Source organism: Nitrospira sp. (assembly GCA_030692565.1).
In the GTDB taxonomy this organism is placed as follows: Bacteria; Nitrospirota; Nitrospiria; order Nitrospirales; family Nitrospiraceae; genus Nitrospira_D.
Genome location: JAUYAO010000058.1, coordinates 542,546 through 567,629 on the forward strand (window position 1 = coordinate 542,546; position 25,084 = coordinate 567,629).

Annotated in this window: 22 protein-coding genes and 1 tRNA gene; 20 read left to right on the forward strand and 3 right to left on the reverse strand. The window is 56.4% G+C overall.

The window, feature by feature from the left end:
* Positions 1-3: 3 nt before the first annotated feature.
* Entirely contained in the window at positions 4-1,083 is a 1,080-nt protein-coding gene (locus tag Q8N04_19365) for a tyrosine-type recombinase/integrase (GenBank protein MDP3092840.1), read from the forward strand.
* 1,101 nt (positions 1,084-2,184) lie between these two features.
* On the forward strand, positions 2,185-5,769 hold the full coding sequence (locus tag Q8N04_19370) for a DEAD/DEAH box helicase (GenBank protein ID MDP3092841.1): 3,585 nt from the start codon (positions 2,185-2,187) through the stop codon (positions 5,767-5,769).
* Positions 5,770-6,190: 421 nt separating this feature from the next.
* Here Q8N04_19370 and Q8N04_19375 read toward each other — a convergent pair.
* A tRNA-Gly gene (locus Q8N04_19375) sits at positions 6,191-6,265 on the reverse strand.
* Positions 6,266-6,820: 555 nt separating this feature from the next.
* Between Q8N04_19375 and Q8N04_19380 the strand changes: the two genes are divergently transcribed.
* The 4 genes from Q8N04_19380 (at position 6,821) to Q8N04_19395 (ending at position 12,696) form a co-directional block, all read left to right on the forward strand.
* Complete coding sequence (locus tag Q8N04_19380; GenBank protein ID MDP3092842.1) at positions 6,821-10,258, forward strand: molybdopterin-dependent oxidoreductase; 3,438 nt, start codon at positions 6,821-6,823, stop codon at positions 10,256-10,258.
* A gap of 85 nt (positions 10,259-10,343) precedes the next feature.
* Positions 10,344-11,633 (forward strand): nitrate oxidoreductase subunit beta, encoded by a 1,290-nt coding sequence (locus tag Q8N04_19385; protein MDP3092843.1) that lies wholly within the window; start codon positions 10,344-10,346, stop codon positions 11,631-11,633.
* A gap of 284 nt (positions 11,634-11,917) precedes the next feature.
* Complete coding sequence (locus tag Q8N04_19390) at positions 11,918-12,247, forward strand: hypothetical protein (GenBank protein MDP3092844.1); 330 nt, start codon at positions 11,918-11,920, stop codon at positions 12,245-12,247.
* Between the two features lie 80 nt (positions 12,248-12,327).
* Positions 12,328-12,696, forward strand: a complete 369-nt coding sequence (locus tag Q8N04_19395; GenBank protein MDP3092845.1) for a hypothetical protein — start codon at positions 12,328-12,330, stop codon at positions 12,694-12,696.
* A 787-nt stretch (positions 12,697-13,483) separates the two neighbouring features.
* Here Q8N04_19395 and Q8N04_19400 read toward each other — a convergent pair.
* The gene (locus tag Q8N04_19400) at positions 13,484-13,744 is read right to left on the reverse strand and encodes a Trm112 family protein (protein ID MDP3092846.1); all 261 of its coding nucleotides are present in this window, start codon (positions 13,742-13,744) and stop codon (positions 13,484-13,486) included.
* 239 nt (positions 13,745-13,983) lie between these two features.
* Between Q8N04_19400 and Q8N04_19405 the strand changes: the two genes are divergently transcribed.
* From Q8N04_19405 to Q8N04_19460, 12 genes are all read left to right on the forward strand, one after another.
* Positions 13,984-14,538 (forward strand): DUF502 domain-containing protein, encoded by a 555-nt coding sequence (locus Q8N04_19405; GenBank protein MDP3092847.1) that lies wholly within the window; start codon positions 13,984-13,986, stop codon positions 14,536-14,538.
* Positions 14,535-15,050 (forward strand): GNAT family N-acetyltransferase, encoded by a 516-nt coding sequence (locus Q8N04_19410; GenBank protein ID MDP3092848.1) that lies wholly within the window; start codon positions 14,535-14,537, stop codon positions 15,048-15,050. Before Q8N04_19405 ends, Q8N04_19410 begins: the two co-directional genes overlap by 4 nt.
* 39 nt (positions 15,051-15,089) lie before the next feature.
* Positions 15,090-15,452 carry a hypothetical protein gene (locus tag Q8N04_19415; GenBank protein ID MDP3092849.1) on the forward strand — a complete coding sequence of 121 codons (363 nt, stop codon included), beginning with the start codon at positions 15,090-15,092 and terminating at the stop codon, positions 15,450-15,452.
* 1 nt (position 15,453) lies between these two features.
* Positions 15,454-15,879 carry a hypothetical protein gene (locus tag Q8N04_19420; GenBank protein ID MDP3092850.1) on the forward strand — a complete coding sequence of 142 codons (426 nt, stop codon included), beginning with the start codon at positions 15,454-15,456 and terminating at the stop codon, positions 15,877-15,879.
* A 67-nt stretch (positions 15,880-15,946) separates the two neighbouring features.
* On the forward strand, positions 15,947-16,798 hold the full coding sequence (locus tag Q8N04_19425; GenBank protein ID MDP3092851.1) for a TIGR00730 family Rossman fold protein: 852 nt from the start codon (positions 15,947-15,949) through the stop codon (positions 16,796-16,798).
* Positions 16,795-18,192: an MBL fold metallo-hydrolase gene (locus Q8N04_19430; GenBank protein ID MDP3092852.1), complete on the forward strand. Its 1,398-nt coding sequence runs from the start codon at positions 16,795-16,797 to the stop codon at positions 18,190-18,192. Before Q8N04_19425 ends, Q8N04_19430 begins: the two co-directional genes overlap by 4 nt.
* Positions 18,182-19,375 carry a P1 family peptidase gene (locus Q8N04_19435; GenBank protein MDP3092853.1) on the forward strand — a complete coding sequence of 398 codons (1,194 nt, stop codon included), beginning with the start codon at positions 18,182-18,184 and terminating at the stop codon, positions 19,373-19,375. Before Q8N04_19430 ends, Q8N04_19435 begins: the two co-directional genes overlap by 11 nt.
* 182 nt (positions 19,376-19,557) lie before the next feature.
* A complete protein-coding gene (locus Q8N04_19440; protein ID MDP3092854.1) occupies positions 19,558-19,785 on the forward strand; it encodes a hypothetical protein in 228 nt (75 codons plus the stop codon).
* Between the two features lie 16 nt (positions 19,786-19,801).
* Complete coding sequence (locus Q8N04_19445; protein MDP3092855.1) at positions 19,802-21,028, forward strand: FIST N-terminal domain-containing protein; 1,227 nt, start codon at positions 19,802-19,804, stop codon at positions 21,026-21,028.
* 74 nt (positions 21,029-21,102) lie between these two features.
* On the forward strand, positions 21,103-21,477 hold the full coding sequence (locus Q8N04_19450) for an FKBP-type peptidyl-prolyl cis-trans isomerase (protein MDP3092856.1): 375 nt from the start codon (positions 21,103-21,105) through the stop codon (positions 21,475-21,477).
* 12 nt (positions 21,478-21,489) lie between these two features.
* Positions 21,490-22,590 (forward strand): glycine cleavage system aminomethyltransferase GcvT, encoded by a 1,101-nt coding sequence (gene gcvT / locus Q8N04_19455; protein ID MDP3092857.1) that lies wholly within the window; start codon positions 21,490-21,492, stop codon positions 22,588-22,590.
* A 10-nt stretch (positions 22,591-22,600) separates the two neighbouring features.
* On the forward strand, positions 22,601-23,116 hold the full coding sequence (locus tag Q8N04_19460; GenBank protein ID MDP3092858.1) for an NUDIX hydrolase: 516 nt from the start codon (positions 22,601-22,603) through the stop codon (positions 23,114-23,116).
* 75 nt (positions 23,117-23,191) lie between these two features.
* On the opposite strand, the gene Q8N04_19465 is transcribed toward Q8N04_19460, so the two are convergent.
* Positions 23,192-23,410 (reverse strand): hypothetical protein, encoded by a 219-nt coding sequence (locus Q8N04_19465; GenBank protein MDP3092859.1) that lies wholly within the window; start codon positions 23,408-23,410, stop codon positions 23,192-23,194.
* 264 nt (positions 23,411-23,674) lie between these two features.
* Between Q8N04_19465 and Q8N04_19470 the strand changes: the two genes are divergently transcribed.
* A complete protein-coding gene (locus tag Q8N04_19470; GenBank protein ID MDP3092860.1) occupies positions 23,675-24,181 on the forward strand; it encodes a mismatch-specific DNA-glycosylase in 507 nt (168 codons plus the stop codon).
* Positions 24,182-24,331: 150 nt separating this feature from the next.
* The gene (locus Q8N04_19475; protein MDP3092861.1) at positions 24,332-25,036 is read left to right on the forward strand and encodes a hypothetical protein; all 705 of its coding nucleotides are present in this window, start codon (positions 24,332-24,334) and stop codon (positions 25,034-25,036) included.
* The last annotated feature ends 48 nt before the right edge of the window (positions 25,037-25,084 follow it).

Here is a 25,084-nt window from a genome sequence, read left to right on the forward strand (position 1 = left end):
CCGATGGTTATCCGGCACCGCACGACAAAGAAAGGGCTCGCCAGCGACCTTGACTTCTGGTGGAAGAAGGGACGCTACCGGCCCACCCTTGGTTATGACCTGGACCCTGCAGAAGAGATGATCGAAGCGGGGAAAATGATTGAGCGCATTAAAACTGGCCAGCTCAATGGAGGGTGCACGCGTAGCGGTGGAACCACCATGGCCGACTTTCAGGCGAGCTATCTGTCGGAGCTCAAGGAACGGGGTGTGCTGGATCTGAAGAGACCGGAGCGGGTGCTCGAGACCTATCTCGTTCCCGCCTTTCCCCAGCCCATGCGGGACATCTCGTACAGCGACGGACAGGCCTATATCGCGAAGCGTCGCAAGAAAGGCGCATCGGATGGCACCATTGCCCGCGAATGGACGATTCTTCTGAGTTTGATGAACTTTGCTGCGAAAGTTGGAGAAATCCCGGCCAATCCCCTGCAAGGGGTCTCGGCGCCAAAGAGTGGGGTGCGCGATCGCATGCCGACCGCCGAAGAAATCGCTCGTATCTTCGCCGTCGCGACGGATCGGCTTCAACGCGCTGCGATGGTGGCGATGAACTGTGGGTTGAGAGAAGAAAAAGTGTGGGCGATCCGGCCAAGTTGGATTGTGCAGAAAGCCGATGGGCCCTGGCTGCAGTTGCCGCCTGCAAGATCCAAAAAGAAAGGGAATCCCACGTTGCTCCCTTTGAACCGCTTCGCCTATGCGGCGCTCACTGCCGGCGAGCCGTCACCAAACGATGACCGCGTGTTCTATGAGTGGTCGGACAAACATGCCCTGGGCAAGGCATGGTCACGAGCGACAGATGCGGCAGAGATTGAAGATCTACGATTCCATGATTTGCGGCGATGGTTTGCATCGATTTTGGAAGACTTGGGTGACGGAGAGGAGGAAGAGGCGGTTCCAAGAGAGGTCGTGAAATACCTTCTCGGGCATCAACCTGCCGATACACTGGAACGGCACTATTTGGTTCGATCAAAAGGGTGGGCCAAGAAGCTGCGTCGGGCGGTGGAGCAGCTGGGCGATCGGTATAAGCAGTTCGTCCTCGAAAGGGAATAATCTATAAATTCCTGTTAGTAATTCGCAGCGACCTTGTTGACACCATTGACAAGTAATTGGGCACAAGCAAGAATCGCGAACTTGTGCGTGTCCGTTAGTCCCAACTTGGCTATTCGGTCTATCGAATAGTTAGGCCGCCATGCGGCCGGAAGAGACACATGATTCGTCTGGGCATTTCCATCTTCCAATGATTCGATTTAGGCGATTTACGGGCCAGCTTCTCGACGCTTGGTTAATTAATCAAGGCATTGTCAGTACGCATCCGCATTACCGACTGAGGGTTTGGCGCGAGAATCGTTCTGGTCTGGCTGCGATCCGAGCCGAGCTAATTGCCTACATAGAGGAAGCGCTCGATGACGCGCGTCGGCGGGTCCGGCGCGGGTTTGAAGACAACCTCTCGCCCTTTAACGACCCCATGACAGATCCAGCAGCGAATTATCCTGCGCTACTTCATCGCATCACGCTGCAAGGCTATTGGGGGGAAACTCTCGCGGTTCTCGCGGTCGAGCATTGGGGGGCTCACGGCCATACAGATTGGAGAGTTCCAGCGTTTCTCTTCCGTCTACACGATCAAGAATTTCAGCATCTCGAGTCGATCAATGAGCGCGTTCTTGCCGGGGAGACCTACGACCCTGATCGCATTGCTGAGCGACGCCCTGGCCGTACGGGCGATGACGGCCTAGCGTTCCGCGTGAACGGTGAGAACACCGTCACCGATGTTCTGACCATTGAGGCCAAGTGTCTTGCTCGAAATAATAACGATAAGATCCGAGAAGCACACGAGAAGCTCGCAGCGGGCTCGATGAGACCCTCGGGTGTCCGGGAACTTATCAATCTCCTAGCTGAGTATGCCACGACCGATGCTCAGGCGTGGCACGAAGCGTTGCTCAAACTGTGGCGGGATGGTTATCGGGGTGCGAAGCGGTACGACGCTGTCGGATATACCTGTGGGAGTATTCCCGTTCGGAATGGCCGTGTGGCGTGGTTACCCGTAGACGCACCCCATCCAGCCTATACCAAGGCACGAAGACTTGAGGGCATGGAGTTTCCAGTTCGAAGACCTGACCACCATCATCGACACGCTCTACCGAGGAGCTTGAGATGCCGAACGCAGCCACTATCGAGGTTGCGCGCGAGGTCCGTCACAGGCTCGCGGGTAGTGCCCTGACCGAAAGACAAGCCAAGCTCTACAGTCAGCGTTTGCGCCGAGACATGGGGCGTGAGGGCCTAGCAAGCTTTGCGCCTGCAGACGTAGATGCTTATCTCGACGAAGCAATACTGCTACTGCATTGTGGCCTACTTGAACGGCGTGCAGACCGGGCGAGCGGCTGGCGCGATTCCATAAAACGGGCGGCAGAGATCTTGGAGTGGTTATCTCAATCCAGTTTGAAGCCACCTGGGGCACCGCTGCATCTTCTTGCCGGGGCGGCCTATCAGCTCGCAGACTATCCAGCCATGGCACTTGGCCACCTCCGCTATGTGCCAAACGATGAGCCGATGTCCATCATATTGCGGGAATTTTTACGGGCAGATTTTCCGGCGACACTAGAAGCGACGCACGGCTTTTGGCTGAATCAACGAGCATTTGGAGGCACGAATCGGATCGACGCAGCAGATCTGACGGCCCACACTTTTCAGCACGTTCTCATGTGCATCGGAACAGTATGTAACTATCTACGGATGGGTAGAGAAAGCATGACGGATCGAGCTCTTACAAAGCTCGAGAACCTTGCGTCGAGCTTTCTCCACAGCCATGATCCTTATTCGTATCTCCTTGCGGTACTCACAGCTGCAAGCTGCCGACAGTTTGTTGAGTCTAGCCTCTGGCCTCAGGTTGAGCGCCTCCGCGAAGTTTCCACAGTTGCAGCTAGCGCGGCATTAACCCAGTTTGCACGATCCGCCTTTGTCAACCGCCGCGCACTCATCTGGCCGGCGCAAGCTGCAGGCATCGAACGCTTGCGTGAGAACTCCTCGTTCGTTCTTTGCACACCGACCGGATCGGGTAAGACTACCGTTGCGACTCTAGCCTTGGTACAGGGCTTGTTTGCCGCGCCGCCCGAAGTTCCGCTTGGGCTTGCTCAGATTGGACTGGGAAACTTAGTCCTTTATCTTGTGCCGTCACGCGCACTTGCAGCTGAAGTCGAAGGTAGGCTTGCACAGGATCTAAAAGGTATTGCTGCGGAACCAATTATGGTGACAGGCCTCTACGGCGGCGTCGACTGGGGTCCAACCGACGTCTGGCTGCAGACAGATCGGGCCACCATCGTCATCTGCACATTCGAGAAGGCTGACGCCCTGTTACGTTATCTCGGCATCCTCTTCCTTGGCCGAGTTCGCATGGTGGTTATTGATGAAGCACACATGGTCGAACAAGATCGGGCTCGTCTCACTGGACTTGAAGATGGCTCGTCACGCGCGTTCCGTCTTGAACATCTAGGATCCCGCTTGCTACGGGCCCGCAACGATTACGGCTTTAGGGTACTGGCCCTCTCGGCAGTCGCGGCTCGGGCAGCTCCAGCTTTGGCCCGATGGATCACTAGCTCGACGGATGCAATCCCGACCACATCGTCCTATCGCAGCACTAGGCAGATGCTTGGACGACTTGAGGTAAGCGCTGCAGGCCAATACACCATCCGTTATGATTTGATGGATGGTCGATCCCTAAAGTTCGACGACGAACGTCCGGGAGATACACCATATGTCCTCAGTCCGTTTCCTCAGCTGCCCGGCGGGATCGATGAGAATCAAGGGCCTGAGGTACAGATGCGGGCTCCAACCCTATGGGCTGCTCTGCAACTTGCTGCTGAGAGACCGGATGGATCGAAACCGTCTGTCTTGATCTCATTGACGCAGAACGTTGAAGCATTCTCTGCAACATGCGCAGACCTCATGGAGTATTGGTCGGAGAATACGCTTCCCAACTATCGAACCCTTGACGAGACCAATGAAGTATGGGTTCGGTGTCTTGCCTGCGCAGAGGATTACTTTACGGCGCAATCTGTGGAGTATCGACTGCTTCGTCGGGGGATAGCTGTCCATCATGGGAAGATGCCTGGCCTTCTCGCTAGACGGCTAAAGGCCGTTATTGATCGAGGCCTTGTACGCATCGTCATCGCAACCTCGACGCTTTCCGAAGGCGTAAATATTCCCGTGAACTTCCTGTTGATCCCCAGCGTCTATCGCGGGCCAACAGTAATGAGCCTGCAAGAATTTACAAATCTGATCGGTCGAGCTGGACGTCCTGGGGTTTCTGCCGAAGGTAGTGCGCTTGTCGTCCTGCCAGAGCGGACTGTGATTCGGGGTCGCCTTGGCCGCCCCAGGCTGGCTCCCAGCCGACAATGGGACGGTTATGAAGGATTGGTAGCCGGCATCGAGGAGACGACCATCGCATCCAGGGAAGGGACACCGGAGGATGAAGCATCAAGTCCCCTTGCCCACCTGCTTCGTGCCCTTGAAGCCGCATGGATACAACTGACGGGCGGCGGCAACTCCGAGGACTTCACGACCTGGCTGGAACGCACGGCCGTTATCGGCATTGATGGAGAAGCTGGCTCGGCTTACAAATATCTAGACACACTCGATTCCTTCCTGATCGCAGCGATTCAAGAGGTGGAGGACTTGCGGCTTGTGGAGTTGGCACCTGATCAACTTGAGGCGGAACTCGCCGCAATTTGGCGCCGAACATATGCATTCGCGTCAGCCCAAGAGGAGTCACGCCTGGCTGCGATATGGTTGGCACGTGGTCGTGTGATCAAAGCGCAGTACCCGGACACAATCCAACGCCGCCGCATCTACAAGACAAGTTTGTCACCGCGTTCAGCGACGAGTCTTCTGGATCTTGTCGAAACCGTTCGCGTCGCGCTTCAGAGTGGCGCAGACTATGCTCGGTGGGCGCCCGAACGACGATTTAGTTTCATTCGTGACATTCTCGCTCTTCTCTCGCAGGTGCCCTCCTTCCGAATCTCAACTGCCTTAGGACGTAGACGGAACTTCGAAGATTGGCCAAAATTACTACGCTGGTGGTTGGCAAAGACTACCTTGTCGACTCAGCCGCAACCAAATGAGATTCCGGGCTGGTACGACTTCGTCGCGCAGAATTTCATTTACCGAGGGGCTTGGGGTTTAGGCAGTCTGATCGGTGTTTTACTAGACGAAGCTGAAGCGGAGCAGCCGATACACGCCCTTGAAATCGGCGATTGGCCACGAAGTGGCCTACCCTGGATCGCCTTCTGGATTAAGGAATTGATTACTTGGGGTACGCTCGATCCTGTCGCCGCATTCTTGCTTGCCCGGGGAGATGCCGTTGATCGCTCTCAAGCTGAGGAGGTAGCTCGTGGCTACTATGACCGTTTCCCAGAGGACACTGATGCCAACGATGTCTTGGATCCGCGTACAGTGCGTGACTGGTTTGACGTTCGACGCCTGGCTTTAGAAGGAACTCAGACAGTCCGAGAATTTGTCATCGCTGTTGATCTTGTGCGCCCGGTGACCGAATATCGACTCCCTCGTCTTCTAGTATCGCCGCTTGAGGATGAAGGCCAGCTGATTTGGGTCAATTCCGCCGGCTACATGGTTGCGCGAAGCGAGAAACCTCATGATTGGCCAGACAATATTTCGACTTTCGAGTTTGAGCTCGATGCCCTAGATACCAGAATTGTGGGCCATCCTTATCTCCGACACACGTAGCTGTGAGAGTCCACCGAATAGTCCTGTGCACAACATAATCGCCTAGCCCAACGCTGTCCCGGTCAAGTGTAGAGTCTCATAAGAGCATGCAGTTGAAGGTGCACCCCCCCCTCCGGAGATGATGAATTGCTAGTTTGTCTAGCGCGACCGTTGAGTTTAATTTTTTGATCGCTTTGCGCCTCTCTTGATACCGGCTCCGTTCCAGAGCGTATGAGACCCTCTTCCTCTCTTTGCGCCACATCCTAGCTAATATTATTGTTCTTCATGATGATGAAGAAACCCGTTGGATGAGGCTAGGCTGCGATCAGGTTTCAACGCGGATAGAGCCGAGAAGACCAGCCTTTTGAGGCAAGAGACTGTCTATAACACTGTCTATAAACGTTCAGGAGGAAATGTGATGAAGTGTAAGTGTAGGAAAAATTGGAGCGGGAAAAGGGATTTGAACCCTCGACCCTCGCCTTGGCAAGGCGATGCTCTACCACTGAGCTATTCCCGCTCTCAAGAGGACTCAAGAAGAGGGGGGATTCTACTGAGACGGGCATGTACTGTCAAGCAGCTCATTCCAAGAAATTGGTTGAATCAAGCAGCTTATGAATTGGGCCACAAAGGGCTAAGTCGTTACCAAATGGTAGCGCGCTATATTTGCAGTCTGAATAATATACAACACATTGTTTTTATGGAGTGTGTTGCGAGTATGCCTTACCCATACTAAGGCCATTGGTACATGAACTACTCATTGATGGCGTTACATTGAATTCTGATCTTACTGCGACGGTTGATCATATTCATTTTATATAACAGTAGTTTGAAGATTTGATTGCATTGCGGTTTTTGGAAAATGCGATGGTTTGGATATTGCGATACTGAAGTCCTGCTATGTCCAAGAACATTCACCAGATGTCTAACGGGATCAAGAATCACGAGCTTGATTTAGCTAAGCACGAGAGTGGGTTCTTGGGCAGATCCATCAGGAAGGGGGGTGGTGGGGTTCAGTTGTGCGGAAGTAAGGGTACGCGGGCTCTTTGAGCCCTCAACTTAGGAGGTGTTCACAATGTTTTTGTCACGCAGACAGTTTTTGAAAGTCTCTGCGGGAACGGTCGCCGCGGTGGCGGTGGCAGACAAGGTCCTGGCGTTGACCGCGCTCCAGCCGGTCATCGAAGTCGGGAACCCGCTGGGTGACTACCCGGATCGTTCGTGGGAGCGTGTCTATCACGACCAATATCGGTACGATTCATCCTTTACGTGGTGTTGTTCGCCGAACGATACGCACGCCTGCCGCATCCGGGCCTTCGTCCGGAACGGTGTGGTGATGCGCGTCGAGCAGAACTACGACCACCAAACCTACGAAGACCTCTACGGCAACCGCGGCACGTTCGCACATAATCCGCGCATGTGCTTGAAGGGGTTCACCTTCCATCGCCGCGTGTACGGTCCCTATCGCTTGAAGGGTCCGTTGATGCGGAAAGGTTGGAAGGCGTGGATGGACGACGGCTCCCCCGAGCTGACGCCAGACACCAAGCGGAAATACAAGTTTGACAGCCGCTTCCTGGACGACATGCTTCGCGTGTCCTGGGATACGGCCTTTACCTATGCGGCCAAGGCGATGGTGATCATTGCCACGCGGTATAGCGGTGAGGCCGGTGCGCGTCGTCTCCGCGAGCAGGGCTATGCTCCGGAAATGATCGAAATGATGAAGGGCGCAGGTACCCGGTGCTTCAAGCATCGCGCTGGTATGCCGGTGCTCGGTATTCTCGGTAAGATGGGCAACACCCGTATGAACGGTGGTATCAACGCGTTGTTGGACACCTGGATTCGGAAGGTCAGCCCGGAACAGGCGCAGGGCGGCCGTTATTGGTCGAACTACACCTGGCACGGCGACCAGAACCCAGCCCACCCCTGGTGGTCCGGGGCGCAGGGTTCCGACATCGACCTGTCCGACATGCGCTTCTCCAAGCTGAACACCAGCTGGGGGAAGAACTTCGTTGAAAACAAGATGCCGGAAGCGCACTGGAAGTTGGAATGTATCGAGCGCGGCGCCCGCGTGGTCGTCATCACGCCCGAATACAATCCGACCGCCTATCGTGCCGACTACTGGATGCCGTTGCGTCCGGAGTCAGACGGCGCCCTCTTCCTGGGCGCCATGAAGATCATTGTCGATGAAAACATGCACGACATTGACTTCTTGAAGTCATTCACCGACGCGCCCATCCTGGTGCGTACCGACACCCTCCAGTATCTGGATCCGCGGGATGTGGTGAAGGACTATGCCTTCCCCGACTTCTCGAAGAGCTACTCGGGCCGCATGCAATCGTTGAAGCCGGAGCAGATCGAACGGCTCGGCGGCATGATGGTTTGGGATCTCAACAAGAAGCAGGCGGTGCCCCTCCATCGTGAACAGGTGGGATGGCATTATACGAACAGCGGTATCGACGCAGCCCTCAACGGCACCTTCCGCGTGAAGCTGCTCAACGGTCGTGAGATCGATGCGATGCCGGTGTGGCAGATGTACCTGGTGCACTTCCAGGACTACGACCTGGATACCACGCATCAGATTTGCCGTACTCCGAAGGACCTCATCGTCCGGTGGGCCCGCGACTCAGGCACGATCAAGCCTGCCGCGATCCACAACGGTGAAGGCACCTGTCACTATTTCCATCAGACCATTAACGCCCGCGGCGCCGCGATGGTGCTCATCATCACCGGGAACGTCGGGAAGTTCGGAACGGGACAGCATACCTGGGCCGGGAACTACAAAGCCGGAACATGGACCGCCACCCCCTGGTCCGGCGCTGGTCTGGCTGTGCACACCGGTGAAGATCCGTTCAACATCACGACGGATCCGAACGCGCACGGTAAGGAAATTAAGACCAAGTCGTACTACTACGGCGAAGAGGTCGGGTATTGGAACCACGGTGATACCGCCTTGATCGTCAATACTCCCAAGTATGGACGAAAGGTCTTCACAGGGAAAACCCATATGCCAACCCCGAGCAAGTTCCGTTGGGTGACCAACGTCAACGTGCTCAACAACGCCAAGCACCATTACGACATGGTGCGCAACGTGGATCCGAACATCGAGACCCTGATCACTCAGGACATCGAGATGACCTCGGACGTCAACCACAACGATATCGCCTTTGCCTGTAACTCATGGATGGAGTTCACCTATCCGGAAATGACCGTGACGGTGTCCAATCCGTGGGTGCAGATTTGGAAGGGTGGTATTCGCCCCTTGTACGACACCCGCAACGACCTCGATACCTTCGCAGGCGTGGCGGCGAAATTGTCGGACATGACCGGCGACAAGCGCATGAAAGACTACTTCGCGATGGTCTATACCAACCGCGTTGACGTCTATGCGCAGCGGATGCTCGATGCCTCCTCGACCTTCTATGGCTACTCAGCAGACGTCATGCTGAAGTCGGAAAAGGGCTGGATGGTCATGGTCCGTACCTATCCGCGGCACCCCTTCTGGGAAGAGACCAACGAGTCGAAGCCCATGTGGACCCGCAGCGGCCGGTACGAGAACTATCGTATCGAGCCGGAAGCCATCGAGTACGGCGAAAACTTCATCTCTCACCGTGAGGGACCGGAAGCGACACCGTACCTGCCGAACGCCATCTTTACGACGAACCCCTATGTTCGTCCGGATGACTACGGTATTCCGATCACGGCGCAACATCACGATGACAAGACCGTCCGGAACATCAAGCTGTCCTGGCACGAGATCAAGCGTCACAGCAACCCGTTGTGGGAAAAAGGGTACCAGTTCTACTGCGTCACCCCGAAGACCCGTCACCGGGTGCACAGCCAATGGTCGGTGAACGACTGGGTACAGATCTATGAGTCGAACTTCGGCGATCCGTACCGCATGGACAAGCGGACGCCTGGTGTCGGCGAACACCAGTTGCACATCAACCCGCAGGCCGCGAAAGACCGCGGCATCAACGACGGCGACTACGTCTATGTGGACGGCAACCCGGTGGACCGGCCGTACCGCGGCTGGAAGCCGAGCGATCCCTATTACAAGGTGGCGCGGTTGATGATCCGGGCGAAGTACAACCCCTCCTATCCGTACCACGTGACGATGGCGAAGCACGCCCCGTACGTGGCGACGCCGAAGTCGGTGAAAGGCCACGAGACACGTCCGGACGGACGCGCCATCGCGGTGGACACCGGTTATCAGTCCAACTTCCGGTATGGGGCCCAACAGTCCTTTACCCGGAACTGGTTGATGCCGATGCACCAAACCGACTCACTCCCGGGTAAGCACGCGATTGCCTGGAAGTTTAAGTGGGGCTATCAGGTCGACCACCACGCGATCAACACGGTACCGAAGGAATGTCTCATCCGCATCACCAAGGCGGAAGACGGCGGTATCGGTGCACGTGGTCCGTGGGAACCGGTCCGGACAGGCTTCACGCCGGGTCAGGAAAACGAGTTCATGATCAAGTGGCTCAAGGGCGAACACATCAAGATCAAGGTGTAAGGCCGCGAGTCGGACAACTTGAATGGAAATGTGTCAGTAACAATGAGTCACTACATTCGGATCATGACTACAAGGAGGATTCACAATGCCAGAAGTTTATAACTGGCAACTGGGACGGAAGATGCTGTATCCCTACGAGGAACGGCATCCGAAGTGGCAGTTTGCCTTTGTGTTCAACATCAATCGGTGCTTGGCTTGTCAGACCTGTTCGATGGCCGACAAGTCGACCTGGCTCTTCTCGAAGGGTCAGGAATACATGTGGTGGAACAACGTGGAAACGAAGCCCTACGGCGGATATCCACAGTTCTACGACGTGAAGATCACCCAGCTCATCGAGCAGGTGAACCCGGGTGGCCAGGTGTGGAACGTCCGCGTGGGACGGAAGCACCATGCGCCCTACGGCGTGTTCGAAGGTATGACCATTTTCGACGCCGGCGCCAAAGTGGGCCAGGCGGCGATCGGGTACATTCCGACGGACCAAGAGTGGCGGTTCGTGAACATCTATGAAGATACGGCGACCTCGATGCGCGCCCTCGTGGAAGGCATCGACAAGACCGGATTTTCACGGGACGAACCGTGGAAGATGACGGGCAGCAGTCTGCCGGAGCATGAGACGTTCTTCTTCTATCTCCAGCGGATTTGCAACCACTGCACTTACCCGGGCTGCTTGGCAGCCTGCCCGCGCAAGGCGATCTACAAGCGGCCGGAAGACGGCATTGTGTTGATCGACCAGAATCGTTGCCGCGGGTACAAGAAGTGCGTGGAGCAGTGCCCGTTCAAGAAGCCGATGTATCGTGGCACGACACGCGTGTCTGAAAAGTGCATCGCGTGCTATCCGCGCATCGAAGGGAAGGACCCGTTGACCGGTGGCGAGCCGATGGAAACGCGCTGTATGGCGGCCTGCGTCGGAAAGATCCGTATGCAGAGCCTGGTGCGCATCGGTGAGGACGGTCTCTGGGCGGAAGATCGGTGGCATCCCCTGTACTACACGATTCGTGTGGAGCAGGTGGCGCTCCCGCTGTACCCACAGTGGGGCACTGAGCCCAACGGCTTCTACATCCCACCGCGGCACAGCCCCCGTGGCTATGCGCGGCAGATGTTTGGCCCGGGCGTGGACAACGCCATCGAGAAGTATCTCGTGCCCAGCCGCGAACTGTTGGCGGTGCTCCAGCTCTGGAGAGCCAGTCAGCAGATCGTCTTCCGGTACGACGTCATCCCTGGTCCGAAGGTGTTCGAGACCCAGATCCACGGTAAGCGTTTCGAGATGTATAACGATACCGTGCTGGGCTTCAACAAGTCGGGCAAGGAAGTGGCGCGTATTCAGGTCGAAGAGCCGATCTACATTCGGCCGGCCGAGCGCGTAACCTGGCTGTAATTTAAGTCAGGATCGCTTCAGTGAGGGGCGGGGTTCCTTCGGGAACTCCGCCCCTCACCTATTTTGAGAGAAGTCTGTGGTCGGACTTTCCTGCTCATTCATCCTCATATTTTTGAGGAGTCACTCAATGGACTGTCGAAGTAGTTCTCTTTGACCCCGCTGTCCATGCCATATCAGCCTTTTGGTCCAGATAACTGGCCCATCTGTACACTTGACGGGTTACCAGGCCTCACGTACAGTCATAAAATGCTTCCTATTCTCGCGATGATCGTGGAGGAACTTGGGTGACTGGTCAGCCAAAACCATCTGTTCCATTCGCTGCACAAGCGGTCCCCTTTGATGAGCTTTTGGCGTCAGGGAAAATTCCGCAAGAATACGTAGCCACTGAGTATTTAGGGCAACAGTTCGTGGAGCGGCTGGTTCACTATATTCTCAGCGTTCCGGCAGGTAGTTACACGATGGCGCAATTGAGCCATTTGCTTGAACAGCTTGACCCGCGTGCCCAGGTGTTTTTCTTCAAGCGCCTGAAAGAAACCAGCCCCGACAGCCTGAAAGATTTTGCGCCGCTCTACTATGGCTTTATGAACGAATTCCATTCCCTTCTCTTTACCTAGCCGTCGAGAAAATTTTCCTTGTTGCTAGCAGGTTCTCATGTATAATTGAGAGGTTAAACTTTTTCAGATGAAGGAGCATCATGAACTCAAGCCTGCAGCGAGCCGTCACTAGCTTCTACAACCTCATTTATGAGGCCCAAACCTTTGCGACGGCGATGGCCCGTATCGATACAGCGGAGCAAGAGCACTATGCCGGGCGTATCGAAGGTCTCAACTGGGTGCTCGATCGGTGCCAGGAACTCGAAGATATGGACACCAATCTGACGCCGTCGTCGCTTCAGCGTGTGCTGGGTGAAGTGAAGTCCGATCTCGATCATGAATTGTCGGTGCAGAGACGTGAAAAAGGGCGCCGAGCGGATGGCAGGGAAGAAGCCCTGAATTTTGTATCGGATTACCTGTCCAGTCTCATCACTGCGACCGAGATCGAGTCAGCTAAGACATCCGTCTAGATTACTGTGCGGGGCGTGTGCTTCCCGGTTCACGTCCTCTTCCCCCCTTCTACAGGCGCGTCGTATGGCCTTGGCTCGAGAGTGGATTATCTTCGCCCTCTGCCTTGGGGCAGGGGGGCATCTCGCGCTAGGCTTTGTCCTGCACGCTCCAGACATATGGCCTTGGAGCCGAGCTGGCCTGTATGGTCTCCTCAGCGGGTTGTTCATCTACGTTCTCGTGCAAGCGGTGCGCTTCCTCTGGTCACGGGTCCATACCAAACGATCTGAGCTAGAACAGGATGCCGGTGACTAGTCGGCCATTCCCTTCTATCTATTTATCCCAAACATCAATCAAGAGTCTGCCTGACTCCGTTGACCCTCGGTTTCTCCTTGCATAGAATCATCCTATGTCTGTTCCGCCCAAATGGCTTCCAAGAAAATCCGGGCCGATCGGCACGCCGATGAGGAACTCACCCGCCAAAGCGTCGCAACCGGCTGATCAATTCGGCGCACTCCAGGCGTCGCTCTTGTATTGCCCCCGTTGTCGCGTTGCCACACCCACGAGAGAGCGGCTTCTGCTCGTCTTGCCATCGGGCAATCTCTATGAATACCTCTGTCAGCACTGCGGGACTTCCACCGGCTCCAAGACCGATACCCACAGTGTAGATCTCGGAATTTCAAGAGGCTAAAGCTGTCTCAGTTTGGACGGCTCCGAAGGAAAAGGCGCACCTTCCCTTGGGAGAGAATTCGGCAAGTTGCTTCGCCTGCAGTTAGACGGGGTTGGATTAACTCCGGCAAGAAACCCGCTTCATCCCACTTGTTCGAGGGTAATTCCTTCCTCGATCAGCATCACTGGAATGTTCTCACGAATGGGGTAGAAGATCTTCGCATCGGCGCGTACGAGACCGCCGTCGACTCGTTGCGTGACGCCTTGTTTGCCCCTATTCTGTAGCCCTCCCCGACCAATCGCCTCGTTGATTCGTCGAACGAGAACCTCATCTGCCAGCGAAACAGGCTGTTTCGTTTCAGGACAGCAAAGAATTGCTAACAGATCTTTGTCTATGGCCATCACGGTTCCCCTTCATCAAGCGCAGACAATGGCGTTGAGAATTCCAGCGATCACTAAGAATAGTGCACCGCGTACAGTGAGTTCAAGAGCACACGGAGTTCTTCTGTAGGGTTGTCGTTTCTGTTACACTTGAGCGCAACTGTCAGCCAACTTCATCCCAGTGGAATGCCATGCTGCGCGATATCTGGCGAGTCTTTGCGACCGGTCTCTTCTTGCTCCTGCCAGCGTGGGCGACCTATATGATTCTTGCTGCCCTTTTTCAGACACTCGACGAAGTACTGAATAACGTGGTGGGGGATCATGTGTCTCGCCACGTCCCTGGTCTTGGGCTTATCATACTTGTTTCGTTAGTGTTGATAGTAGGTGCGCTCACGACGCATGTCATTGGCCAACGACTGGTCTCTTATGTGGAGCAGAAGTTGGAACAAATCCCTCTCGTGCGCAGCATCTATCTGACGATGAAGGGCATGACCGATATCCTGAACTTTCGGTCGAGATTCGGTCAAAGCACAGTGGTGGCCTTCCCGTTCCCTCGTGACGGACTCTGGGCGTTGGGATTTGTTATGGGAACCGCTCCCTCCGTCCTTCAAGTCGCACGGATCGATCGATTATTGATGGTTTTTGTTCCGACAGCAATCCATCCGTTTACCGGTTACCTTGCCTTTGTCCCGGAAAAGGAATTGCGTGCCCTCAATCTGCCAGCAGAGGATGCGATGAAGATGGAATTCTCTGCAGGATTGTTCAAGCCAGCGGCCGGCTGGTTACAACCTCCTCACCCACCCCGATCAGTATGACAATTCATCAAGAATGGACTATCAGGCAGGGGCGTCTCGAGGATCTCGAACGACTCGTCGCATTTAGTCAAGCGATGGCCTTAGAAACTGAGGGGAGGCAACTGGATGCCGATCGCCTTCAACGGGGAACGCGGGCGTTGCTGAACTCGACCGTTCACGGATTTTTCATGGTGGCAGAGCAGCCACAGACCAGGCGGGTAGTCGGTCAGCTGATGATCACCTATGAATGGAGCGATTGGCGCAATGCCACATTTTGGTGGATCCAAAGCGTGTATGTCGATCCGTCCTGGCGGCGACAGAGAGTTTTTCGGACCATGCACGCGAAGGTGATTGAACGAGCGAGGGCCGATCCTGGTGTCTGCGGCGTACGCCTCTATGTGGAGTCAGAAAACAGCGTCGCCCAAGACGTCTATCGACGGGTTGGTCTCAAGCCGTCATCCTATTCCGTCTTTGAAACCGATTTTGTACTGGGGCATGTCCACAGCCTAAAAGATCGTCCGGACGAAGCGTAGGGAGGAAGGTGCTATATGTCAGTAAGACGTGTTCTTGGAATGGCACTCATAGGCCTCATGTGCACGCAAGGATGTGCTTTCAGCCGAGGCACCCTCGGCGATGAAATCAGGGCCGATGCCGTCGCCTCCATCAAGAAGGGCACATCGTCAAAAGCCGAGGTGCTCGCAGCACTTGGTGCGCCTGATCGATTGCTGCAAGTCAACGGACGAGATGTCTATCAGTATTATCGGTACGATGCCAAAGCAGGAAGCCTCCTGTTGATTCTTGTCAACTTTTCACGACTCTCTATTAAAAGCGACGATTTGTTTGTGATTCTGAATCGAGAAGGAACCGTCGAGGACGTCATTGTCTCCAAGCGTACAGATGGGATGGAGTTTCGGTTCTGGCCGTTCGGAGATTGATATGGCCACTCGTCGATGGTGGGCTTGCCATAGCCTCTTGATCGTGCTCTTGTGCCTCGCCGCAGCCGGCTGTAACGTCATCCGGGTTAAGTTAAATACGCCAATCACTCCAGATGATGTGGCGTTCATCGAACCAGGGAAAACCACTCTCAGCGATGTCATCGGAAAGCTCGGCGCGCCGGATTCGCTTACCGACTCCTACCTTGGAGTCGTGGCCACCTATCGTTTCCTCGACATGAAGTATTCACGGGTAAACTTTGGGTGGTTGGTAAAGCCCTGGTCTCCAGTCGACCCTGACTTGATCATCTCTCGCAGCGGTTTCGGGGTTGATGCGTTCGAGCTTCTTTGTGACCAGAATTGGGTTGTGACACATCAAAGTTTTCTCCGCCAGCTTTCCGGCCCACGATTCAATCCGTATCCCTTTTGAACCCTTGCCCGAGCACGACCGTTTCTCCATTTGCTGCCCCCCTACTCCTCCGTTTATAATGCCGGTCATGGATTCTCCTGAAGATCATTCCCTCTCCGACGACATTCTCGCTTCTTCGTCTTATATCCCTGCCGATCGTGATACCGAATTCATGCAGAGGGAAGAGCTGCGCCCTCTGAGGCTCGGACTTGAATTGCTCAAGCCCGAACTCATTCAGAAGGAGCAGGGGATTCAATCCACAATCGTGGTATTCGGCAGCGCACGATTGCAGGAGCCCGTCGCCGCAGCGGTGGCCTTGCGTACTGCCGAACGAGAATTGGCTGAACATCCGGAGGATCCGTCACGCCATCGACAAGTTGCCGTCGCCAAGCGCCAACGAGAGCTCTCCAAGTATTACGATGTCGCCCGAGAATTTGCCCGGCTAGTATCCAGTTCCTGCCAGATCGACGGGCGATGTGATTATGCCATCGTGACCGGCGGGGGGCCGGGCATTATGGAAGCGGCTAACCGTGGAGCGGCAGACGTGCAGGCCAAGTCCATCGGGTTGAACATTACCCTGCCGCACGAGCAGCGACCGAATCCCTACATCACACCAGAGTTGTGTTTTCAGTTTCGTTATTTCGCCCTTCGTAAGATGCACTTTCTCATTCGTGCGAAAGCCCTGGTTGCATTTCCCGGGGGGTTCGGCACGCTCGATGAATTGTTTGAAACATTGACTCTCATCCAAACCGGCAAAGTGACCGGGGTCAGCGTTGTGCTGGTTGGTCGGGCATTCTGGGAGCGGTTGATCAGTTGGGAATTCCTTGTGGATGAAGGACTGATTGGGCCTCAAGACCTGAGGCTCTTCCACTATGCGGAAACTGCGCAGGAAGCATGGGATTTAATTGCCCGTAATCATGATGTGAGGCCGAAGGAATGAAACTCTCCTTTCATGGCGCGGCGCGTTCGGTGACTGGGAGCCGACACCTGATCGAGACGTCCATCTGCCGGCTTCTGTTGGATTGCGGCATGTTTCAAGGCAGGCGGGAAGAAGCGGCAATCCAGAATCGTGAACTCGGCTTTGACCCCAAGGGATTGTCCGCCGTCCTCCTCTCGCACGCTCACATTGATCATTCCGGTGCCCTGCCGATGTTGATGCAACAGCGCTTTTCCGGCAAAGTCCACCTCACGCGCGCGACCGCGGATCTCACCGCGATCATGTTGCAGGATGCGGCCAGGATTCAGGAAAGCGACTGCCGCTATGTGAATAAAAAAGAGCGGCGGAGGGGCAAGAAGTGCGTGCAGCCCCTATTCGATAGCGATGACGTCGAGGACATCACCAGGCGTTTTGTCGGCGAGCGTTATCATGATGCGGTCAAGATTGCCCCCCGAGTCACGGCGACGTTTCACGATGCCGGGCATATCCTCGGATCGGCCGCGGTCCGTGTGAAGTATACGGTTCGAGGAAATACGGCCACCGTCCTCTTTAGCGGCGATCTGGGCCGATCGCATATGCCGATTCTGCGCGATCCCGAACCGCCACCTTCCTGTGACGTGCTCATTCTAGAATCGACCTACGGCGACCGTCTGCACGACCAAGCCGGCGAGGCGATGAAAACAAAGGCTGAGGAACTAATCGCCCACGCCAAAGCGCACAAGAGCAAGATCATCGTGCCGGCCTTTGCCGTCGGGCGAACGCAGGAGCTCGTCATGCGGATCAAAGAACTCGTCGCCGAGGATCGTATTGATCCGATCCCCATCTATATTGATTCTCCGCTGGCATCCAGGGCCACCGAGGTGTTTCGCCGTCATCCTGAATGCTATGACGAGGAAACCTACCGCACGTTTACGGAAGACGGCGATCCCTTCGCATCGCGCTATATCCGCTTTGTCTCGTCGCCGGACGACAGCAAACGACTCAATGCGATGAAGGGGCCGATGATTATTATCTCCTCTTCAGGCATGTGTGAGGGAGGCCGTGTCCTCCATCATTTGAAACACGCCATTGAAGATGAAGCCAACGTCATCGTGTTCGTCGGCTTTCAAGCCGAGCACACGCTGGGGCGCAAGCTCGTCGAAGGCTGGGACGTGGTGCCGATCTTTGGGGTGCCGACGAAACGGCGAGCGCAGGTCGTGAAATTCAACGGACTCTCGGCCCATGCTGACCGTAACGATCTCCTGGCCTACGTACGTGCCATCAATCCGCTCCCCAGCAAAGTCTTTATCGTTCACGGCGAAGAGAAGCAGGCCCTGTCGTTAGGCGTGGCGATTCAGAGTGAACATCCCTCCATCGACGTGACTATTCCGCATCGAGGATCGAGCTATGAGATCTAGGAGGCGAGTGGCGCTGGCAGTAGCCGTTTGCCTCGCCGGACTAAGCGGCTGGTCGATGGCCGGCGCGGCAGAGGGGACCGACGCGCGACAGCGAGTGCGCGAGTTGGGAATCATTGTCGGGAACTATGCGCCCGGTCAATTTAACGCGATCACGGATGTGCCTGGCGTCCGAGTTGGGCACCAGACCCTCATCTCCGGGGAGGGGGCGTTGAAGCCGGGACAGGGGCCGGTCCGCACGGGCGTGACGGTCATCGTTCCGCGCGAAGATGTGTGGCATAAGAAGGTGGCGGCCGGCTCCTTCGTCCTCAACGGCACGGGAGAGATGACCGGTCTGGCCTGGGTAGCGGAGTCGGGTTTTCTGGAATATCCTATCGCGCTGACGAACACGCTCAATGTGCCACGGGTGGCGAACGGCGTCATGAGCTGGATGATCAAACAATATCCGGCGATCGGTATCGAGGATGATACCCTCACGCCGGTTGTGGCCGAATGCGATGACGGGCGCCTGAATGACATTCAAGGCCGTCACGTGTCTGAGCAGGACGTCATCGCTGCGCTCGACAGCGCGAACAGCGGCCCGGTCAAAGAAGGAACTGTCGGGGCCGGCACTGGCATGGTCTCGTACGGGTTCAAAGGCGGAATCGGCACGGCATCGCGCGCATTGCCTGAAAAAGAAGGCGGCTATACGATTGGCGTGTTGGTCAATGCGAACCACGGCCGGAGACCGGAACTTGTCGTGGGAGGTGTGCCCGTTGGGAAACAGTATGCAGCGCCCCAAGCGGTAGCGGAAGCCCTCTCGCCCGGCCAGAGCGAAGGCTCGATCATCATCGTCATCGCCACCGATGCTCCGCTCGATAGTCGCCAGCTTACGCGGCTGGCCAAGCGGGCCGCACTCGGCCTCGCCCGCACGGGTTCGACCGCACGCCATGGCAGCGGTGATTTCATCCTCGCCTTCTCCACTGCCAATGTCATCCCGCACTATCCCAAAGAACCCACCTATACACTGACCCATCTCGCCGACACCCATCTGAACCCCATGATCGCGGCGACGGTTGAAGCCACTGAAGAAGCCATTCTCAACGCCCTCACCATGGCGACGACGGTGGTCGGACGCGATGACCATCGCGTAGAGGCCATCAATCTGGATCGGCTCAGGGCTTTAGCCTCCGGATCACGACCCTGATATTCGGGGGAAGGGATAATGGAGGGGCTTCGCAGGCCTCTGAATGCTGAGTTGATCTAGACGAGCGCGCTCCATCGCCCGCGAAGCGAGTCCGGATAGATATGGTGAAATTGGGCGCTTGCAATTCTCGCCGGTGGCTCGTTATCCTGCCTTGAAACTATAGAGCCGAGGAGTGTGCTTCGATGAATGAGTATCAAATTGGCGGCGGATTGCGTCTTCTGACGGCGGTGGAGAAGACGGAGGCCTTTGCCGAGTTTCTCAAGACGCGGATGACGCGTGCGCTGGAGACGGAAGATCCCACCGAATTGCATTACTTGCTGGCGCAGCTCGACGACTATCACTCGTATCTCTGGCGGTACTACAAGAAATTGGCGAGTGACCGATCCGAACGCATGAATCCCGGCGTGTAACGGGACAACGATCTCCATGCCCAGCTTGTCTCCGACATCCCCCATCCAGGCCGCAACGTTCCATTTCGTTTCCGCGGTGTCCCGCAATCCCGATACGGAAGCCGCCGCTCGTGATTTGGTGGATGAGGTGAGTGCCAAGTTGGGCGGCGTCACGCCCGATCTTGCGTTCGTGTTCTTTTCTTCGCACCATGTGTCTCGTGCTGAGTTGCTCGCCGAGACGATGACGGATGTGTTGGGCGCGAGAGTGTCGCTCGGCTGTAGCGGCGAAGGCGTGATTGCCGGGGCGGAGGAATTGGAAACGTCTCCCGCCGTCACCCTGTGGACGGCCTGCCTTCCCGGTGTCAGCCTCACTCCCGTCCGACTGTCATTCTCGCAAACCCAGGATCAATTTTCGTTGCCAGGCTGGCCTGAGTCCGACGGGCAAGAGGGCACGTTTCTCCTCCTCGCAGATCCGTTCTCCACTCCGATGCAGGATGTCCTGAGTCTCTTGGAAGAGCGCTATCCGGGCACAGCGGCGATCGGCGGATTGGCCGGCGGCGGGCAAGATGCCGGTGAGAATCGGCTGTTTCTCGGACGGCAAACCTTTGAGAGCGGGTTGGTTGGGGTTCGGATCAGCGGCCCGATTGAGGTGCGACCGGTCATCTCGCAAGGTTGCCGCCCGATCGGCGAGCGCTACGTGGTCACGAAAGCGGAGCACAATCTCGTGCACGAGATGGGCGGCACGCCGGCATTGACGCGGCTTCAAACGGTCTTCGAGTCTCTCGGAGGCGACGATCGGCGCCGGGCGCATCGGGCACTTCACGTCGGCATCGTGATCGACGAGCATCGCAATCGGTTTGAACTGGGCGACTTTCTCGTCCGCAATTTGGTGGGCGCCGACCAAACGACCGGTGCGGTGGCCATCGGCGATGTGGTGCAGGAAGGACAGACGGTCCAGTTTCACCTTCGCGATGCCAAGTCGGCGAGCGAAGATCTCCATTTGCTACTCGCGGCCGATCGCGCGCGGCATCCGAACGCACCGCTCGGGGCCCTCGTGTTTAGCTGCTGCGGGCGTGGTCAGGGGCTGTTCGGGCGTCCGCATCATGATTCGGGCGTACTGACGGAGCGATTGGGGCAGATTCCGGTGGCCGGGTTTTTTGCTCAAGGCGAGATCGGCCCGGTCGGCGGGCGCAACTTTCTTCACGGGTACACCGCCAGCATGGCGCTGTTTGCCCAACCGGCATCCAAGGCAGGGGCGCAATGAATAAACTATTTCGAGCCATCGTGTTCGGCGCAATCATCGTGACGTGTAGTCCATCTATGGGAGTAGGAGGCAGCATGAGCGGGAGCGAATCATCGGCATCGGAAGGGAAAGAGATTACGACGCCATCCGGTTTGCAATACATCGATCAAGTTGTGGGGACCGGTGACACCGCGAAGGCGGGACAGACGGTCTCCGTTCATTACACCGGCTGGCTCACGAATGGAAAGAAGTTCGATAGTTCCGTGGACCGTGGACAGCCCTTCTCGTTCCGGCTCGGTGTGGGCCAGGTGATCAAGGGTTGGGATGAGGGTGTGCAAGGGATGAAAATAGGCGGCAAGCGCAAGCTGACGATCCCCTCGAACCTCGGCTACGGGGCACGTGGAGCCGGTGGGCTCATTCCTCCTCATGCCACGCTCGTGTTCGATGTCGAATTACTTGGAGTGCAGTAACCGGTCAAACCGATGAAACAGACGCCACTCATTGCGCAACATCGCGCTGCCGGGGCTAAGTTGGTCGATTTTGCCGGCTGGGAGATGCCTATCCAGTATTCGGGCGTACTGGACGAGTACCATACCGTCCGCAGCAAGGCCGGACTCTTTGACGTGAGCCATATGGGCCGGCTGATGGTATCGGGAGTCGGCGCACTGGCGTTTCTCCAATCGGTTACGACGAATGATGCGGCCAAGCTGGCGGTCGGCCAGGCGCACTATTCCATGGTGTGCAACGACGAGGGTGGCATCAAGGACGACATCTTTGTCTACCGGTTGAAGCAGGAGGACTATCTGCTCTGTGTCAATGCGTCGAATCGTGGCAAGGTGCTGACCTGGCTGCAGGCACATCCGCGAGATACGAATGTCGTGCTGGAAGACTATTCGGATCAGATGGCCCAAATCGCTCTTCAGGGGCCTTTGTCCAAGGAGATTATGATTGCCTTGGGCGGTGCGGCGGTGACGACCCTGAAGCTGCACCACACCTGCGAGGCGACGCTGGCGTCGATTCCCACTCTCATCGCGCGGACCGGTTATACCGGTGAGCTTGGGTATGAGTTGTATGCCCCGTCCGATCGTATCGGGCTGCTGTGGGAGCGGATCGTTGAAGCAGGAGCTTCGAAAGGACTGAAGCCGGCCGGATTAGGCTCGCGTGACCTGCTTCGCCTGGAGATGGGCTATCTCCTTTACGGCAACGACATCGATGAAACGACCACTCCGATCGAGGCGGCCGTTGAGTGGGCGGTGAGCGTCGAGAAGGGTGATTTCGCCGGGCGTGCGAAACTGGTTGCGCAGAAGGACGGCGGACCGGCCAAGCGCTTTGTCGGATTTGAATTATTGGAAAAGGCTGTACCTCGACATGGGTGCAAGATTCTGGATGCCCGCTCCTCCGAACCCATCGGTGAGGTGTCCAGCGGAAATCTTTCACCGATCCTGCAGAAGGGGATTGGTCTGGGCTATGTGCCATGTGCACTGTCGGCCATCGGCACGCGGATCACGATTGATATTCGAGGGAAAGCCGTCCCCGCGCAGATTGTGAAAACACCGTTCTATCGAAAGCCCAAGAGCACGTAACGGACAGGCCGTGACCAAGCATATCTACAAAGGCCGGATCGTCACGCTGAACATCGATACGGTCACCTTGCCGAACGGCGTGACGGTCGATCTGGAAACGATTCGCCATCCCGGCGCATCGGCCGTCGTTCCGATGAAAGACGATGGCACGGTGGTGCTGATCCGTCAGTTCCGCCACGCAGCCGGCGGGTTTATTTATGAGATTCCCGCGGGCAAGCTCAATCCAGGAGAAGATCCGCTGAGCTGTGCGGCGCGAGAATTGGAAGAAGAGATCGGCTATCGGGCGACGACGCTCTCGCTGCTTTCCAGCATTTTCACCGCGCCGGGGTTTGCCGACGAAGTGATTCACGTCTACAAAGCGACGGGGCTCATGCAGGGAAGGCAACAGCTCGATCGGGATGAAGTACTGGACGTGATTGAGATGTCGTTGGCCGGCGCGATCAGAAAGATTGAAGACGGGACGATCCGGGATGCCAAGACGATTGTGGGATTGCAGGCGGTCTATATCAGAGAGTCGATGCGGTAGGGGAACCGCCCGAGAGGTCTCCCGCGTGAAGCGGGAAACCTCTCAAGCCAGCTAGCCTCGCCAAATGGACGGAAGTTACTTGTCCTTCTTCTCGTCCTTCTTCTTCTCTTCGCCGAACACCACGTGGCCGCCCTTCTTCTCGTCTTTCTTGTCCTTCTTCTCTTCGCCATAGACCATCACGTGGCCACCCTTCTTCTCATCCTTCTTGTCCTTCTTCTCTTCGCCGGCGAAGGAAGGGGCGCTGAACGAAACGGCCACTGCCACTGCCATGACTGTCATCAACATGCTCTTCATAGTAAATCCCTCCAGAAAGGTTGTTGAGATTCGTGCCGCTAATCGGGCACTGCCCAGGTATTGAGCAAGCCGCATGCCGAATGTTCTACGCGTGTAGTTTATCTATATATTCAGATAGTTCCGTAGCTCCTCTAATCCAGCAATGAAGGGGAATTCCTTCTTATTCCTGTGGCGGATTGGCTGAGTCCCCACTAAACTGCCTCAATCAAGATCGGGGGTGACGTGGACAGAGGAGCGAGACTGTCCGACCGTATTCAACCAGGCGTGAGGATCCTCTTTGTCGGGATCAATCCTGGTCTGCGGTCTGCTCAGATGGGACATCATTTCGCCGGCCCTTCCAATCGTTTCTGGAAGCTGCTCCATGAGTCTCGGCTGGTCACAGAGCCACTGACGTTCAAGGAAGATCAAAGACTTCCTGATTGGGGACTTGGCCTGACGAATATCGTCGGCCGCCCAAGCCGCGGGATCGACAGTCTTTCGCCCCAAGAATATCGTAACGGTATGGCGGCCCTGACCCGAAAAGTTCGGAAGTATCGGCCACGCATTGTGGCGCTGCTGGGCATCACGATCTACCGCATCATGTACGGGTCAGAACTATCTTTACCGGCACGGATTCCTTTGGGCCCCACCAGCAGCGATATTGCCGGGGTGCCAATCTTTCTCTTGCCTAATCCCAGCGGCCGCAATGCCCACTACGGGTATGCAGACATGCTCGCCGCGTTTCGAGCGCTTCAATCCCTCGCCGGCCAATCGGCGGTTCCCGACATGTGAGTTTTTATCGTTTTCTTTGTCAGGACAATCAGTCTCGACTACAGTCGAGGCATGCATGCATCATTGCCACTCACACCGCATCCCGTGAGGACCTGTCCGAGGTGCGGAGTCGATCAGCAGGGAGACCTTGAGTGTCTCCGGTGCGGGATCGTGTTTGCGAAGTACAAGGTTCCAGCGCCATCAGTGCGGGCTTCCCTGGAGACCAGCGAACCAGTCGATATCGTCTCTCCCCAGCGCAATAGGATCGGCCGGATGTTCCGCGTGCTTCCGTGGATGTCCCTGACAATGACCCTCGGGGTGCTGCTCGCGATTCTCCGGCAAGCCCCGGCCTTGCCGATACAATCGGATCCCCAGGCTGCCGACCGAGTGGCCGAGAAAATGGCCTTGCTCCAACAGTCGATCCAGACCAACCGCGCGGCCCACGTCGCGCTGAGTGAAGCCGAGCTCAATCAATGGATGCGCGACAACCTTGCTATTGCGTCAGCCCATCAAGCCCAGCAGGCCGGGCTCTCTGTCCCAGCCGGAAGTGCGGCGACCGTTGAAGAGGTCCAGTCCGCGCTGAAAGACGTCCGGATGAATCTGGCCGGCAATCAACTCAAAGCCTACGCCCTGTTTCACATCTACCGGAAAGATATTTCCCTACAGCTTGATGGGACCTTGGAGACCCGAGATGGATATGTGCGTCTGACCCCGACGGCGGGGAAGCTCGGAGCCTTACCGATTCCACAAGCTACGCTCGGCCATGTGGTTGCCCAGCTGTTTGAGTCCCCCCAGAATCGTGAAAAATTCCAGCTCCCCCCGCAGATTTCATCGGTCCACGTTGAGAATAGTACCCTTGTCATCACGTCACGATAACGTTTGCCTCACCCCCTAGTTGTTGTATTTTCACCGCAGCCTGTTTTC

What these genes read in the sequence shown, in the direction of transcription:
- Q8N04_19410 (MDP3092848.1), top strand. Translation starts at nt 14,535, where the DNA reads ATGACAATTCATCAAGAATGGACTATCAGGCAGGGGCGTCTCGAGGAT.
- Q8N04_19400 (MDP3092846.1), bottom strand. Translation starts at nt 13,744, where the DNA reads ATGGCCATAGACAAAGATCTGTTAGCAATTCTTTGCTGTCCTGAAACG.
- Q8N04_19370 (MDP3092841.1), top strand. Translation starts at nt 2,185, where the DNA reads ATGCCGAACGCAGCCACTATCGAGGTTGCGCGCGAGGTCCGTCACAGG.
- Q8N04_19430 (MDP3092852.1), top strand. Translation starts at nt 16,795, where the DNA reads ATGAAACTCTCCTTTCATGGCGCGGCGCGTTCGGTGACTGGGAGCCGA.
- Q8N04_19450 (MDP3092856.1), top strand. Translation starts at nt 21,103, where the DNA reads ATGAGCGGGAGCGAATCATCGGCATCGGAAGGGAAAGAGATTACGACG.
- Q8N04_19440 (MDP3092854.1), top strand. Translation starts at nt 19,558, where the DNA reads ATGAATGAGTATCAAATTGGCGGCGGATTGCGTCTTCTGACGGCGGTG.
- Q8N04_19395 (MDP3092845.1), top strand. Translation starts at nt 12,328, where the DNA reads ATGAACTCAAGCCTGCAGCGAGCCGTCACTAGCTTCTACAACCTCATT.
- Q8N04_19425 (MDP3092851.1), top strand. Translation starts at nt 15,947, where the DNA reads ATGGATTCTCCTGAAGATCATTCCCTCTCCGACGACATTCTCGCTTCT.
- gcvT (MDP3092857.1), top strand. Translation starts at nt 21,490, where the DNA reads ATGAAACAGACGCCACTCATTGCGCAACATCGCGCTGCCGGGGCTAAG.
- Q8N04_19465 (MDP3092859.1), bottom strand. Translation starts at nt 23,410, where the DNA reads ATGAAGAGCATGTTGATGACAGTCATGGCAGTGGCAGTGGCCGTTTCG.
- Q8N04_19405 (MDP3092847.1), top strand. Translation starts at nt 13,984, where the DNA reads ATGATTCTTGCTGCCCTTTTTCAGACACTCGACGAAGTACTGAATAAC.
- Q8N04_19420 (MDP3092850.1), top strand. Translation starts at nt 15,454, where the DNA reads ATGGCCACTCGTCGATGGTGGGCTTGCCATAGCCTCTTGATCGTGCTC.
- Q8N04_19365 (MDP3092840.1), top strand. Translation starts at nt 4, where the DNA reads ATGGTTATCCGGCACCGCACGACAAAGAAAGGGCTCGCCAGCGACCTT.
- Q8N04_19435 (MDP3092853.1), top strand. Translation starts at nt 18,182, where the DNA reads ATGAGATCTAGGAGGCGAGTGGCGCTGGCAGTAGCCGTTTGCCTCGCC.
- Q8N04_19385 (MDP3092843.1), top strand. Translation starts at nt 10,344, where the DNA reads ATGCCAGAAGTTTATAACTGGCAACTGGGACGGAAGATGCTGTATCCC.
- Q8N04_19380 (MDP3092842.1), top strand. Translation starts at nt 6,821, where the DNA reads ATGTTTTTGTCACGCAGACAGTTTTTGAAAGTCTCTGCGGGAACGGTC.
- Q8N04_19415 (MDP3092849.1), top strand. Translation starts at nt 15,090, where the DNA reads ATGGCACTCATAGGCCTCATGTGCACGCAAGGATGTGCTTTCAGCCGA.
- Q8N04_19445 (MDP3092855.1), top strand. Translation starts at nt 19,802, where the DNA reads ATGCCCAGCTTGTCTCCGACATCCCCCATCCAGGCCGCAACGTTCCAT.